Origin of the sequence: Duganella zoogloeoides, assembly GCF_034479515.1 — a bacterium.
GTDB classification, from domain to species: domain Bacteria; phylum Pseudomonadota; class Gammaproteobacteria; order Burkholderiales; family Burkholderiaceae_D; genus Rugamonas; species Rugamonas zoogloeoides.
Window position 1 is genome coordinate 2,804,453 of record NZ_CP140152.1, and the last position, 14,026, is coordinate 2,818,478.

Sequence of the window (14,026 nt, forward strand, 5' to 3'; positions counted from 1 at the left end):
CGACAGATCAGCGCTGCAAGTGGCCAGGGCCTGCGCGTACCAGTCCCACCAGACCTGCCGCACGGGCATCGCCGCCATTGGCCGCGCGCTGGAACAAGTCCAGCGCTTCGTCGCGTTTATCGGGATCGGAGAGATAACGCAGCGCCAGTTCGCGTTGGGCAACCGGGGAACCGAGGTCGGCCCATTCCTGCAACCTGCGCTCGGCAGCGACGTGGCCGGCGTCGCCGATACGCGTGGCCACGGCTTCAATCTTGGTCGGAGCGGGGATCGGGCTTTCCTGCGCCTGCCAGCCGATCGCGGTACCGACCATTACCAGTACCGACGCCACCAGCACTCCAGACTTGTTGAATAAATCCATATGCTCGACTATTCCCTTCGATGCTAGCCATTCGATGTCCCGATCTTACAATCGGGCGCATTGCAACGTCGCACGGCTTGCACAGCAAAAGAGGCTGCCATCCGTGATCAGCGATGGCGATAGTAGCATGCAGATTTCTCAATATTGACGATTCCAAGGGGGTGCCAGGGTAACAATTGTAACCATTCGTTAAAGCCGTCAACGGGCTGTGAACCCAGGTTACAGCTGTGCCAGCCAAGCGTCGGCCGCAGCCAGTACGGCGTTATATTCGGCGCTGGCGGCGTCCAGCAGGGCAGGGATGGCGGCGGCATCGCGCGCGACCAAGGCCTGTTCCAGCGCCAGCGAGGCGGCGACCAGGCGCTTGGCGCCGAGGCTGCCCACCGAACCGCGCAGGCCGTGGAAGATTTTTCCTGCTTCGGCCAGGCGGCCGTCATCGATGGCGGCGTGGGCCTGGTCGAGCGGCGCCTGGCGCGGGGCGCAGGCATCGCGGACGATCTTGGTGACAACGGCCAGCGCCTTGTCGTCGTTGCCCATGTATTTGAGCAGCGTGGTAACCGAGAATACGTCGTCGTCGGTATGTGACCGGGGGGTATCAGGCATGCGTCACTCCAGAGGTTGAGTGCACATCATACCCCGCTGCGCCACAGACGTGCCGGCCAGTTGTGCACACATTGTTACAATTTAAAGGGAAAGTTTACTGCTGACCGTCGGTGAACTGCTGCGCCAAAGTTTGCAGCGGCACCCTGGGTGCGGTGGCGACCGCGACGCCGGCCGGCGCCGGTACGCGCATCGGCTTGGCCGTCGCGGTACTGGCATGCAGCACGTTGTCGCGGGTATCGGGCGCAGCGTCCCATACCGGCTTGTCCAGTCCTTCGAACACCTGCTTGAGCTGGTCGCCCCAGGTGTTGCGGATCATCTGGAAGTACTGGTTGCGCTGGTCGATGGTGACAAAGTGGGTGATGGCCAGCGCGCCTTGCTCATACACGAGCAAATCGAGTGGCAAGCCGACCGAGACGTTCGAGCGCAAGGTGGAATCCATCGAAATCAGCGCGCACTTGGCTGCATCGTCGAGGCTGGTGGCAGGCGTGATCACGCGGTCGATGATCGGCTTGCCATACTTGGCCTCGCCGATCTGGAAATAGGTGTTTTCATCGTGCGATTCGATGAAGTTGCCTGCAGAATAAATCTGGAACAGGCGGCAGCGCTCGGCGCCGATCTGGCCACCGAGAATGATGCTGACATTGAAGTCGATGCCGAACTCGGCCAGCGCTTTGGCATCGCGCTCGTGCACCCGCCGCACGACATCGCCCATCAGGCGCGCCGCTTCGAACATGCTGGTGACATTCCAGATGCTGCGTCCGTCCGCGCTGACATAGTCTGCTACCAGTTGCCGGATCGATTGCGAGATCGACAGGTTACCAGCAGTCATCATGACCATGGTGCGGTCGCCTGGGACGTCAAAAACGCTCATCTTGCGGAAAGTACCCACCTGGTCCACACCCGCGTTGGTTCGCGAATCCGATAAAAACACCAGGCCGGCGTCGAGGCGCATGGCCACACAATAAGTCATGTTGGATCTTGATTAATGAAAACAGTTTAATTTTACACCGGGCAACCTTTGAGGGGCACTACCGGGTGGAAATATCGACTGTCACCTCCATCGATTCAATGCCGCCGCCGCGCCGCACGCCGCGTATCGGCGCGGCGCCGTCATAGTCGCGCCCGATCGCCAGCCGGCAATATGCATCGGTCATCAGGCGCGCATGGGTAACGTCGATGCTGATCCAGCCGTGATAATCCTTGTCCTGCACCCAGGCGTCCACCCAGGCATGGCTGGCCGCGTGGTCGCTGTTTTCCGGATCGATGTAACCGGATACATAGCGCGCCGGAATGCCATGTGCATGGCAGCAAGCCAGGAACAGGTGGGCGTGATCCTGGCACACGCCCTGGCCCAGAGCCAGGGCATCGCTGGCCGTGGTCGTGACCGCCGTTGCACCGCTTTGATACCGGACTGCACCAAAGATGTGCTCGGCTAAGCTCATGAGGTCGCGCGATTGGGCCTGGCCATCGGGCAGGCACGAGGCAGCCAATTCGAGAATGCCGGGCGTGGCTTCGGTCAGCCGGGTAGGCGCCGTGAACAACAGCGGCGACAGCGCATCGCTGTTCGGCACGCGGCCCTTGAGCGGGGCCGTGGTCTCGACTATGCCCGACGCAACGATGTCCAGCCCCCGGTGCTGGGTGTCCAGCGTCATCATGTGCGACAGGTTGCCGAACGCATCGGTATAAGCATGCACATGACCAGGCACGTTCAGGTGCCAGGAATGCACCTGCTGCTGCGGCTCCTTGCGCGGCGTCATGTGCAGTTGCTGGATGGTGTAGGCCAGCGGCGCCGTATAGATATAGCGCGTTTCGTGCCGTATGGTCAGTTGCATCGATTGCCTTTCAGGCCGCCAGGGGGACCAGGAAATCGCGGCTGACGCGATTGCCAAGCTGGTTGATGTCGGCCAGGAAGCGGGTGAGGGTGTCGTGCAGGCCAGCTTCGAGGATGTCGTCGATCTTGGAAAACTGCAGCGCCGCGCGCAGGCGGCCGGCCAGGCGCTCGGTATCGGCCGACACATCATTGCGCACTTCGCCCAGGTTGTGCACCACCTCGTCCATGCACGCCAGCAGCGAACGCGGCATGTCGGCACGCAGCATCAGCAGTTCGGCGATACGCGCCGGGGTGATCACGTCGCGGTACACCTTGCGATAGATTTCGAAACCCGATACCGAGCGCAGCAGCGCGCCCCAGTAATAAAAGTCGCGCTGGTTCATGGCGTCGCGCACGGCCGGCGCGGCGGTGCCGCTGTGGAACTTGACGTCGAGGATGCGCGCCGTGTTGTCAGCCCGCTCCAGGAAGGTGCCCAGGCGGATGAAATGCACGGCCTCGTCGCGCAACATGGTGCCCAGCGTGACGCCGCGCGACAGGTGCGAGCGGTACTTGACCCATTCAAAAAACTTGCTGGGGTCGTCTTCCAGCATATTAGTCTTCAGCATTTTCTGCATGTCGAGCCAGGTCTGGTTCTGGGTTTCCCAGACCTCGGTGGTCAGGGTGCCACGCACGGCGCGGGCGTTCTCGCGCGCCTCGGTCAGGCACGAGACCACCGACGACGGATTGGCGGGGTCGCGCACCATGAAGTCGATGACTTCGCGGGCGCCGAGGACGTCATAGTGTTCGGCAAAGCGGTGTTCCAGTTCGGAAATACCGAGCAGGGCGCGCCAGACCTGGGCGTTATCTTCGTCGGACTGCGGCAACATGCAGGTTTGCACATTGACGTCCAACATGCGGGCGGTGTTCTCGGCGCGCTCGGTGTAGCGCGCCATCCAGAACAGGTGGTCGGCGGTGCGGCTTAACATGGGTGTCTCCTTAGCGTTCCAAAATCCAGGTATCCTTGGTGCCGCCGCCTTGCGACGAGTTCACCACCAGCGAGCCTTCCTGCAAGGCCACGCGCGTCAGGCCGCCGGGCACCATCGAAATGGTCTTGCCCGACAATACGAACGGCCGCAGGTCGATATGGCGCGGCGCGATGCCGTCCTCGACATACGTCGGGCAGGCCGACAAGGCCAGCGTGGGCTGGGCGATATAGCCGTTGGGGTTGGCCAGCAGGCGAGCCCGGAAGTCCTCGATCTGCTGCTTGGTCGAGGCCGGTCCTACCAGCATGCCGTAGCCGCCGGCGCCGTGCACTTCCTTGACCACCAGGTCGGGCAGGTTGGCGAGCGTGTACGCGAGGTCTTCCTTCTTCCTGCACTGGTACGTCGGCACGTTGTTGAGGATCGGCTCTTCCGACAGGTAAAACTTGATCATGTCGGGCACGAACGGGTAAATCGACTTGTCGTCGGCCACGCCGGTGCCGATCGCATTGGCCAGCGTCACGCGGCCGGCGCGGTACACCGACAGCAAACCGGGCACGCCGAGCGAAGAATCGGGACGGAACGCCAACGGATCGAGGAAATCGTCGTCCAGGCGGCGGTAAATCACATCGACCCGCTTGGGGCCGCGCGTGGTGCGCATGAATACGGTATTGTCGCTGACAAACAAATCCTTGCCCTCGACCAGTTCCACGCCCATTTGCTGGGCCAGGAACGCATGTTCGAAGTAAGCCGAGTTGTACATGCCGGGGGTCATTACCACTACCACCGGGTCGGTAATGCCCATCGGCGCGACCGAGCGGAGGTTGTCGAGCAGCAGGTCTGGGTAGTGATCCACTGGTGCGATTTTGTTGCGGGCAAACAACTCCGGGAACAAGCGCATCATCATCTTGCGGTCTTCCAGCATGTACGACACCCCGGACGGCACCCGCAAGTTGTCCTCCAGCACGTAAAACTCGCCTGCGCCCGCGCGCACGATATCGACCCCGGCAATGTGGGCGTAGATGTCGGAGGCGACATTGATGCCTTGCATTTCCGGTCGATACTGGGCGTTCTTGTAGATCTGCTCTGCCGGGATCAGGCCGGCCTTGACGATATTCTGGTCATGATAAATATCATGGATAAACATATTGAGCGCCTTAACGCGCTGTACCAGGCCGGCTTCCATCTGCTTCCATTCGGCAGCGGTGATGATGCGGGGGATGGTGTCGAACGGAATCAGCCGTTCGGTGCCGGCGTCGTCCCCGTAGACGGCAAAGGTAATACCCACCCGGCGGAAGGTCAGGTCCGCCTCCGCCCGCTTGCGTTCGATGGTATCGGGCGACTGGCGCTGCAGCCAGCCACAAAACTCACGGTAATGCTCACGCACCTCGGCGCTGGCGTTGTGTGCCAGGCCATCTGCGGTCATTTCATTGAAAAATTTTCCCATAATATAACTTCCCCCTGTTGAGTGCAGTTATATCAAGAAACATGCCAGAAGACCCGCACGATTATGGTGCATAAAAAAAGCACGCGACCAGCGCGTGCTTTTTCGGTGAAACTTTTAAGATTTACAGGTTGCCCAGCCCCGAACCACGGCTGCTCGAATAGCCGGGATCGCTCTGCAGGCTGCCGGTGCCGGCGCTCATCACGCTGCCGCTGGCAGTACGGCCGCCGGGCACGGCTTGCTGGGTGCCATAGAAGTCGTGAATCTGGGTGGAGAATTCGGAACTGGCCATATCTGGCCAATTGTCCTTGTCGAAGCCGGGGGCGTTCTTCAGGTGGTCTTTCGACACGTTGAGCAGGAAGCGCTTGTTGACCGTGTCCAGTTGCAGCGCTTCCCATGGCACGGCAAACAGCTTGTCACCCATGCCCAGCCAGCCGCCGAACGACAACACGGCGTAAGCCACATTACCCTGGCGCATGTCGAGCATGATTTCCTTGATGTCGCCCAGGTCTTCTTCCTGCAGGTTGTACACGTCTTCGCCGATGAGGGTGTCGGCGCCCATCAGACGCGGGCCGGGGCCGTTATCGACGTCTGCATAGTCGGTGTTGTAGATGCCGTAGGTGTCGCGGTCGAGGTAGCTCATGGTGGTCTCCTGATGGTTGGGGGATACACGCTGGCTCCCGGCGCTTTCTGCCGGGTATGTAGCGCAGCACAGGACCCATGATGCGGTGAGCTCGCCGAACCGGGTATAGGTGCACGCGCGGCAGGGTTGTAGGACCAGGATGAGTAACTGAGGCACATAGCAAGATGCTACACTCGTGCCTTTGCTCTTCAGTATTTCCATGTCCTTGTCACCACACGCCAACAGCGGCGAACTGCGCGCGCGCGCCTTGCACTGCCTGCTGCAATCGGACCCGGTCGAGAAAGTCGCCGCCGTCAATGCCATGGCCGCAGCGGTCCGCGCCGGCGCCTGCGCGCCCGATCCCGCCGCGCAGCTGCAAGCGCCGGCAGACCGGCCCATACCGGGTCGTCCAAGCCTGCCGGAACTGGTGCTGCCCTCGGCGCTGGGCAAGCGCTCGATGAACACGGTAGAGGGGCGCGCCATGCTGATCCACGCACTGGCGCACATCGAATTCAACGCCATCAACCTGGCGCTCGACGCGCTGTGGCGCTTCCCCGATCTGCCCGCCACCTACTACACCGACTGGCTGAAAGTGGCGGAAGAAGAATCGCTGCATTTTTCGCTGGTGGCCGCGCACCTGGTGACGCTCGGCTACGCCTACGGCGACTTCACCGCCCACGGCAGCCTGTGGGAAATGGTGGCCAAGACCACCGGCGACGCGCTGGCGCGCATGGCCCTGGTGCCGCGCGTGCTGGAAGCGCGGGGGCTGGACGCCAATCCGCCGATGCGCGCCAAGATCGCCCAGGCCGGCGACTTGCAGGCCGCGGCCATTCTCGACATCATCCTGCGCGACGAAATCGGCCACGTCGAGATCGGCAACCGCTGGTACCGACACCTGTGCCACCAGCGCGGGCTGGAGCCGCGCGCGACGTTCGCCGCGCTGTGCGAGCAATACTGGGCGCCGGTGCCGCGCGGCCCGTTCAATCTCGAAGCGCGCCGCCAGGCCGGCTTTACGGAAGAGGAAATCGCCGACCTTTGCGCCAATAAGTAGTATCACGTAAGCCGCACTAACCTGGAGTCAACAGTGCGGATGTCGTCCTGATAATGCGATTAAGATGTTTTGACTCATCCGGCCACAAGTCGTCGATGAATCATTACTCACAATCTAGCCACAGGACGAATCGATGATGAACGACCTTAGCGATGTAAAAATCACCCGGCGCGACCTGCTGATCGCAGGCGCCATTACCGCCACCACTGCCGCCGTTCCCTCGGTAGCCGGCGCTCAAAACAACAGCAACTCCGGCGGTGGCAATGGCGGCGCGGCCCAAGCGGCTGCCGCCCCCGTGATCAACAAGGTCACGCTGGTGGTTAATGGCAAGTCGCGCGCAGTGGACGTCGATACCCGCACCACCTTGCTCGACGTGCTGCGCGAAAACATGCACCTGACCGGCACCAAGAAGGGGTGCGACCACGGCCAGTGCGGCGCCTGCACCGTCATTGTCGAAGGCCGGCGCATCAACTCCTGCCTGTCGCTGGCCGTGATGCACGACGGCGACAAGATCACCACCATCGAAGGCCTCGGTACGCCCGATAAATTGCACCCGATGCAAGCGGCGTTCGTCAAGCACGACGGCTACCAGTGCGGCTACTGTACCCCCGGCCAGATCTGCTCGGCCATCTCGGCCATCGAGGAGATCAAACAGGGCATCCCGAGCCACGTCACCGCCGACCTCAACACCAAACCCTTGCTCAGCAGCGAAGAACTGCGCGAGCGCATGAGCGGCAATATCTGTCGCTGTGGCGCGTACTCCAACATCATCGACGCCATCAACGACGTTGCCGGGAGCCGCGCATGAAAGCCTTCAGCTACGAACGCGCCAAGACCCCGGCCGAAGCAGCGGCCGCGATTGTCCGCCAACCCAATGCGAAATTCATTGCCGGCGGCACCAACCTGCTCGACCTGATGAAACTCGAAATCGAAGCGCCCACGCACCTGGTGGACGTCAACGGCATCGGCTTCGACAAGATCGAAGCGACCAAAGAAGGCGGCCTGCGCATCGGCGCCCTGGTCCGTAACACCGATCTTGCCGCCGACCAGCGCGTGCGGCGCGACTACGCGGTGCTGTCGCGCGCCTTGCTGGCAGGCGCCTCGGCGCAGTTGCGCAACAAGGCCACCACGGCCGGCAACCTGCTGCAGCGCACGCGCTGCCCGTACTTCTACGACACCAACCAGGCCTGCAACAAGCGTCAACCGGGCAGCGGCTGTTCGGCCATCGACGGCTTTTCGCGCCAGCACGCGGTGGTCGGCACCAGCGAAGCCTGCATTGCCACCCACCCGAGCGACATGGCCGTGGCCATGCAACTGCTCGACGCCCGAGTGGAAACCGTGAAAGCCGACGGCGCCACCCGCACCATCGCCATGGCCGACTTCCACCGTCTGCCGGGAAATACCCCGCATATCGAAACCGCGCTCGAACCGGGCGAGCTGATCACGGCGGTGACCTTGCCCAAGCCGCTGGGCGGCAAGCACTATTACCGCAAGGTGCGCGACCGCTCGTCGTACGCGTTTGCCCTGATTTCGGTGGCGGCCGTGGTGCTGCCGGACGGTACCGGCCGCGTAGCTTTGGGCGGCGTCGCCCACAAGCCGTGGCGTTTGCCAGCGGCGGATGCCAGCGTGGCGCAAGGCGGCAAGGCCGTGGCCGACCAGTTGCTGGCCGGCGCCCGCACCACCGAAGACAACGCCTTCAAGATCACCCTGGTCCAGCGCACGATCTCCGCCGTGCTGGCGGAAGCGAAGAAAGCCTAAGCCATGAAATTTACCACTCCCGCCACCATCAATCCGATCGACCAGCTGAAGGTCGTCGGCAAGCCGCTCGACCGCATCGACGGCCCCATGAAAACCACCGGCACCGCGCCGTATGCCTACGAGCAGCACGCGGTGGCGCCGAATGCCGCCTACGGTTACGTGGTCGGTTCGTCTATCGCCAAGGGCAAGATCACCGCGATCGACCTGGCTGCCGCCCGCAAATCGCCGGGCGTGCTGGCCATCGTCACCTACGAAAATGCCGGTAAACTCGGCAAGGGCAAGATGAACACCGCCCACCTGCTGGCCGGTCCCGACGTCGAACACTATCACCAGGCCGTTGCCGTGGTCGTGGCCGACACCTGGGAACAGGCGCGCGCCGCCGCCCAGCTGGTGCAAGTCAAATACGCCGAAAGCGCAGGCGCGTACGACCTCGCCAAGGTGAAAGACACCGCCAAGCCGCACAAGGACAAGGAAAACGCCGACACCAAGGTCGGCGACTTCGACGGCGCCTTCAAAGCGGCACCGGTGAAAATCGACCTCACCTACACCACGCCCGACCAGTCGCACGCGATGATGGAGCCGCACGCGTCGATCGCCAAGTGGGACGGCGACAAGGTCACCATCTGGACCTCGAACCAGATGATTGCCTGGGGCCAGGGCGATGTCGCCAAGACCCTCGGCCTGTCCAAGGACCAAGTGCGGCTGGTATCGCCGTACATCGGCGGCGGCTTCGGCGGCAAGCTTTTCGTGCGCTGCGAGGCCGTGCTGGCCGCGCTGGGCGCCAAGGCAGCGGGCCGTCCGGTCAAGCTGACCCTGCCACGACCGTTCATGTTCAACAACACCACGCACCGGCCGGCCACCATCCAGCGCCTGCGCATCGGCGCCAGCCGCGAGGGCAAGATCACTGCCATCGGCCACGAAAGCTGGTCCGGCGACCTGCCCGAAGGGCAACCGGAAACCGCCACCGCCCAGACCAAGCTGCTGTATGCCGGCGCCAACCGCATGACCAAAATGCGCCTGGCCGTATTGAATCTCCCTGAAGGCAACGCCATGCGCGCCCCGGGCGAAGCGCCGGGCCTGATGGCGCTCGAAGTGGCGATCGACGAGCTGGCCGAAAAGCTGAAAATGGATCCGGTGCGTTTCCGCATCATCAACGACATCACCCACGATCCGGCCAAGCGCGAGCGCAAATTCTCGCAACGCCGTTTCGTCGAGTGCATGCGCGTGGGTTCCGAGCGCTTCGGCTGGGACAAGCGCAACGCCCTGCCGGGCCAAGTACGCGATGGCCGCTGGCTGATCGGCTACGGTGTCGCATCCGCCTTCCGCAACAATATCGTCATGAAGTCGGGCGCGCGCGTCAAACTCGACAGCAAGGGCATCGTCACGGTCGAAACCGACATGACCGACATCGGCACCGGCAGCTACACCATCATCGCCCAGACTGCCGCTGAAATGATGGGTGTCACCATCGACAAGGTCGTGGTCAAGCTTGGCGACTCCGACTTCCCGGTCTCGGCCGGTTCGGGCGGGCAGTGGGGCGGCAACAGCTCCACCGCCGGCGTGTACGCCGCGTGCGTCAAGCTGCGCGAGGCCGTGGCGCAAAAACTGGGCCTGCCAGCCGACGCGGAATTTGCCGATGGTTCGGTGCGCGGCGGCGGCAAGACGGCCACCCTGGCCAAGGCCGCCGAAGGCGGCGACATCATGGCGGAAGACAGCATCGAATTCGGCGACCTGGACAAGAAATTCCAGCAATCGACGTTTGGTGCACACTTCGTCGAAGTGGGCGTCGATGCCGACACCGGCGAAACCCGCATCCGCCGCATGCTGGCCGTGTGTGCGGCCGGCCGCATCCTCAACCCCAAGTCGGCCCGCAGCCAGGTCATCGGCGCCATGACCATGGGCGCGGGTGCTGCCCTGATGGAAGACCTGGTGGTGGACCATCGCCGTGGCTTTTTTGTGAACCACGACCTGGCCGGTTACGAAGTGCCTGTCCATGCCGACATTCCCCACCAGGACGTGATCTTCCTCGACGAAACCGACCCGATGTCGTCGCCAATGAAGGCCAAGGGTGTCGGCGAGCTCGGTATTTGCGGGGTAGGGGCGGCAATTGCCAACGCCATCTACAACGCTACCGGCGTGCGCGTGCGCGAATACCCGATCACGCTCGACAAGCTGATCGACAAGCTGCCGCAGCAGGCGTGACAGCGACCGCTAGCCGCCGATCCGTCATTCCCGCGTTCGCGGGAATGACAAATTTCAGCGCAACGACTGCGATGACTATTGCGCGTTTGGTCACCCGCCTGAGAATTTGGCAGGGCCGGACAGCAGGGCACGGCTGCCGCGCTACCATCGCGGTAACGCCCATACCAAGATAACCCATGCTCCCAACGTCACCATCGCGCCGCAAGGCCGTTCTCGCCGGCCTCGGCCTGCCCCTGTTCGCCGGCTGCGCCAGCATCGCCGCTGGCGGCCACCCGCAACAACGGATCACGATCAAAGCCCCGTTCGCCATGCCCGTCATCGCGGTTCCCGACTTCGCCGCCAGCAAGCGTTTTCCGATCACCGATTTCGGCGCCGACCCGGCCAGCCAAAGCGCCACCTCGAGCGCGATCACGCGCGCCATTGCCGCCGCCCATGCCAGCGGCTCCGGCGTGGTCGTGGTGCCGCCCGGCGTATGGCCCACCGCCAAGATTCACCTCAAGAGCAACGTCAACCTGCACGTGGAGAAGGGCGCGACCCTGCTGTTTTCCGAGCGTCCAGAAGACTACCTGCCGGCAGTACTCAGCAGCTGGGAGGGGCTGGAATGCTATAACTACTCGCCGCTGGTGTATGCGTTCGAGTGCGAAAACGTCGCCATTACCGGCCAGGGCAAGCTGCAAGCCAAGCTCGACATCTGGCGCGTATGGTATGCACGGCCCAAGCCGCACATGGATGCGCTGGTGGCCCTGTACCACCAGGCAGCCAAGGGCGTACCCGTGAGCGAACGGCAAATGACCGGCGGCGCGGCCAACCTGCGCCCGCAATTCGTCCAGTTCAACCGCTGCCGCCATGTGCTGATCGAAGACATCAGCATCGAGGACAGCCCGTTCTGGGTGGTGCACCCGCTGCTGTGCAAGGACGTGGTGATCCGCCGGGTGAATATCCGCGCGCACGGCCACAACAACGATGGTGTCGATCCCGAGATGACCCAGAGCGTGCTGATCGAAGACTGCGTGTTCGACCAGGGCGACGACGCGATCTCCGTCAAGTCCGGGCGCGACCAGGATGCGTGGCGCCTTGGCGTACCTTCGCGCAACATCGTCATGCGCAACTGCCGTATCAAGAACGGCCACCAGCTGATCGCCATCGGCAGCGAACTGTCGGCCGGCATCGAGAACGTGTACGTCGATAACTGCCACTTCGACCATGCCGATTCGCGCGTGGCCAGCACCATCAACAACCTGCTGTTCGTCAAGACCAACGAGCGGCGTGGCGGCTACGTGCGCAATATTTACGTCAACAACGTTAGCGCCACCCGCATCGCCGGCGGCGTCCTCAGCGTGGAAACCGATGTGCTGTACCAGTGGCGCAACCTGGTGCCCACCTACGAACGGCGCCTGACGCCGATCGAGGGCCTGCATGTCAGTAACGTCACGGTGGGGGAGGCCAGGTTCGTTTGCCACATCAAGGCCGAGCGCGAGATGCCCGTCAAAAATGTCACTTTAAGCAAGATTCAAGTCAAAAAGGTGGGGGATACCCACATCTTGACCGAAAATGTCCACGGTTTCATAAACCAGGGATAAGTAGTCTTACCGAGATAATCGATTACAATGGCCTCCTCTTAACTCTGGAAGGCAAGGCATGGAATGGCTATTCGACCCAAACATTTGGGTCGGCTTGTTCGCACTTATCGTACTCGAAATCGTCCTCGGTATCGATAACCTGATATTCATAGCAATTCTCGCGGACAAACTCGCGCCCGAGCAGCGCGACAAGGCAAGGCTGATCGGTTTGAGCCTGGCCATGATCATGCGCCTCGGCTTGCTGTCTGTCATGTCCTGGCTGGTCACCCTGACCGAGCCGCTATTCCACATCGCCTCGCAACCGTTCTCCGGCCGTGACCTGATCCTGCTGTTGGGCGGCCTGTTCCTGCTGTTCAAGGCTACTACCGAACTGCACGAGCGGGTCGAGGGCAAGGTCCACGTCCACACCGGCAACCGCGAATATGCGAGCTTCGGCGCGGTCGTGGCGCAGATCGTCGTGCTCGACGCCGTGTTCTCGCTCGACGCCGTGATCACGGCCGTTGGCATGGTCGAGCAACTGGGCGTAATGATGGCCGCCGTGGTGATTTCGATGGCCGTGATGGTGCTGGCGTCGAAGCCGCTGACGCGCTTCGTCAATGCGCACCCGACCGTGGTGGTGTTGTGCCTGAGCTTCCTGCTGATGGTGGGCTTGAGCCTGATCGCCGAAGGCCTGGGTTTCCACATCCCCAAAGGTTATCTGTACGCAGCGATTGGTTTCTCGGTCGTGATCGAGTTTCTCAACCAGCTGGCGCGCCGTAACTTCCTGCGCAAGGATGAACACATGCCGCTGCGCGACCGTACCGCCGACACCGTGCTGCGCTTGCTGGGGAGCAAGAAGCGCGCAACGGCCGGCGAAGAGCCGGAACAGACCAGCGACACCGTCGAACTGCCCGCGTTCGAGGAGCAGGAACGCAATATGGTCAGCGGCGTGCTGAGCCTGTCGCAACGTTCGATCCGTTCGGTGATGACCAACCGATCCGACATTTCGTGGATCGACCTGGACCAGGACAGCGCCACCATCCAGGGCCAGTTGCTGGAAACGCCGCACAGCTTCTTCCCGGTCAGCCGGGGCCAGCTCGACAACGTGGTAGGCATCGTGCGCGCCAAGGACCTGGTGGCCTGCCTGGCCGCCGGCCAGGAAATCACCGATGAATACGTGCGCGCACCGATCATCATGCCCGAAGCCGGCGGCGTGCTGAAAGTGATGGAAACCCTCAAGCGTTCGCGCCAACTGGTGCTGATCGCCGACGAGTACGGCACCATCGTGGGCCTGGTCACGCCGATCGACATCCTGGAAGCGATCGCCGGCGAGTTCCCGGACGAGGACGAGCAGCCGGAAGTGCAAGTGGAAGGCCCGGGCCGCTGGCGCGTGGCCGGCAGCGCCGACCTGCACCACCTGCAGCAAGTACTGGAGACCGATGCGCTGGTCAGCGAGACCGACGACTACGCGTCCCTGGGTGGCTTCATGCTGGAACAATTCGGCGCCTTGCCGGAGCTGGGCCAGGCCATCGAGGTCGATGGCTTGCGCTTCGAGGTGGCGGAGCTACTGGAGCGCAGGATTGCCACGGTGCTGATCAGCCGGGTCGAGCCGCAGGGCGATAACGTGTAAAAAAAATCCCCG

Annotated in this window: 13 protein-coding genes; 6 read left to right on the forward strand and 7 right to left on the reverse strand. The window is 62.7% G+C overall.

The features are described from left to right. Positions 1-7: 7 nt before the first annotated feature. The 7 genes from SR858_RS12455 to SR858_RS12485 all read right to left on the reverse strand — a co-directional run bounded on the left by SR858_RS12455 (position 8) and on the right by SR858_RS12485 (position 5,835). Positions 8-358, reverse strand: coding sequence for a hypothetical protein (locus SR858_RS12455; RefSeq protein ID WP_019921117.1), 351 nt, complete (start codon positions 356-358; stop codon positions 8-10). Positions 359-577: 219 nt separating this feature from the next. Continuing rightward, positions 578-958, reverse strand: coding sequence for an Hpt domain-containing protein (locus SR858_RS12460; RefSeq protein ID WP_019921118.1), 381 nt, complete (start codon positions 956-958; stop codon positions 578-580). Positions 959-1,052: 94 nt separating this feature from the next. Further along, a complete protein-coding gene (locus tag SR858_RS12465) occupies positions 1,053-1,928 on the reverse strand; it encodes a proteasome-type protease (protein WP_026637157.1) in 876 nt (291 codons plus the stop codon). A 58-nt stretch (positions 1,929-1,986) separates the two neighbouring features. Further along, positions 1,987-2,790: a transglutaminase family protein gene (locus tag SR858_RS12470; RefSeq protein ID WP_019921120.1), complete on the reverse strand. Its 804-nt coding sequence runs from the start codon at positions 2,788-2,790 to the stop codon at positions 1,987-1,989. Positions 2,791-2,800: 10 nt separating this feature from the next. Further along, positions 2,801-3,754 carry an alpha-E domain-containing protein gene (locus SR858_RS12475; protein ID WP_019921121.1) on the reverse strand — a complete coding sequence of 318 codons (954 nt, stop codon included), beginning with the start codon at positions 3,752-3,754 and terminating at the stop codon, positions 2,801-2,803. Between the two features lie 10 nt (positions 3,755-3,764). Beyond that, entirely contained in the window at positions 3,765-5,195 is a 1,431-nt protein-coding gene (locus SR858_RS12480; protein WP_019921122.1) for a circularly permuted type 2 ATP-grasp protein, read from the reverse strand. 121 nt (positions 5,196-5,316) lie between these two features. Beyond that, positions 5,317-5,835 (reverse strand): PRC-barrel domain-containing protein, encoded by a 519-nt coding sequence (locus SR858_RS12485; protein WP_019921123.1) that lies wholly within the window; start codon positions 5,833-5,835, stop codon positions 5,317-5,319. A 199-nt stretch (positions 5,836-6,034) separates the two neighbouring features. Here SR858_RS12485 and SR858_RS12490 point away from each other — a divergent pair, with 199 nt between their 5' ends. From SR858_RS12490 to SR858_RS12515, 6 genes are all read left to right on the forward strand, one after another. Continuing rightward, entirely contained in the window at positions 6,035-6,865 is an 831-nt protein-coding gene (locus SR858_RS12490) for a ferritin-like domain-containing protein (protein ID WP_019921124.1), read from the forward strand. A gap of 133 nt (positions 6,866-6,998) precedes the next feature. Then, positions 6,999-7,673, forward strand: a complete 675-nt coding sequence (paoA, locus tag SR858_RS12495; protein WP_019921125.1) for an aldehyde dehydrogenase iron-sulfur subunit PaoA — start codon at positions 6,999-7,001, stop codon at positions 7,671-7,673. After that, complete coding sequence (locus SR858_RS12500) at positions 7,670-8,623, forward strand: FAD binding domain-containing protein (protein WP_019921126.1); 954 nt, start codon at positions 7,670-7,672, stop codon at positions 8,621-8,623. Before paoA ends, SR858_RS12500 begins: the two co-directional genes overlap by 4 nt. 3 nt (positions 8,624-8,626) lie before the next feature. After that, positions 8,627-10,825, forward strand: a complete 2,199-nt coding sequence (gene paoC / locus SR858_RS12505; RefSeq protein ID WP_019921127.1) for an aldehyde oxidoreductase molybdenum-binding subunit PaoC — start codon at positions 8,627-8,629, stop codon at positions 10,823-10,825. A 176-nt stretch (positions 10,826-11,001) separates the two neighbouring features. Further along, complete coding sequence (locus SR858_RS12510; RefSeq protein WP_019921128.1) at positions 11,002-12,405, forward strand: glycoside hydrolase family 28 protein; 1,404 nt, start codon at positions 11,002-11,004, stop codon at positions 12,403-12,405. Between the two features lie 58 nt (positions 12,406-12,463). Continuing rightward, the gene (locus SR858_RS12515) at positions 12,464-14,014 is read left to right on the forward strand and encodes a TerC family protein (protein WP_019921129.1); all 1,551 of its coding nucleotides are present in this window, start codon (positions 12,464-12,466) and stop codon (positions 14,012-14,014) included. The last annotated feature ends 12 nt before the right edge of the window (positions 14,015-14,026 follow it).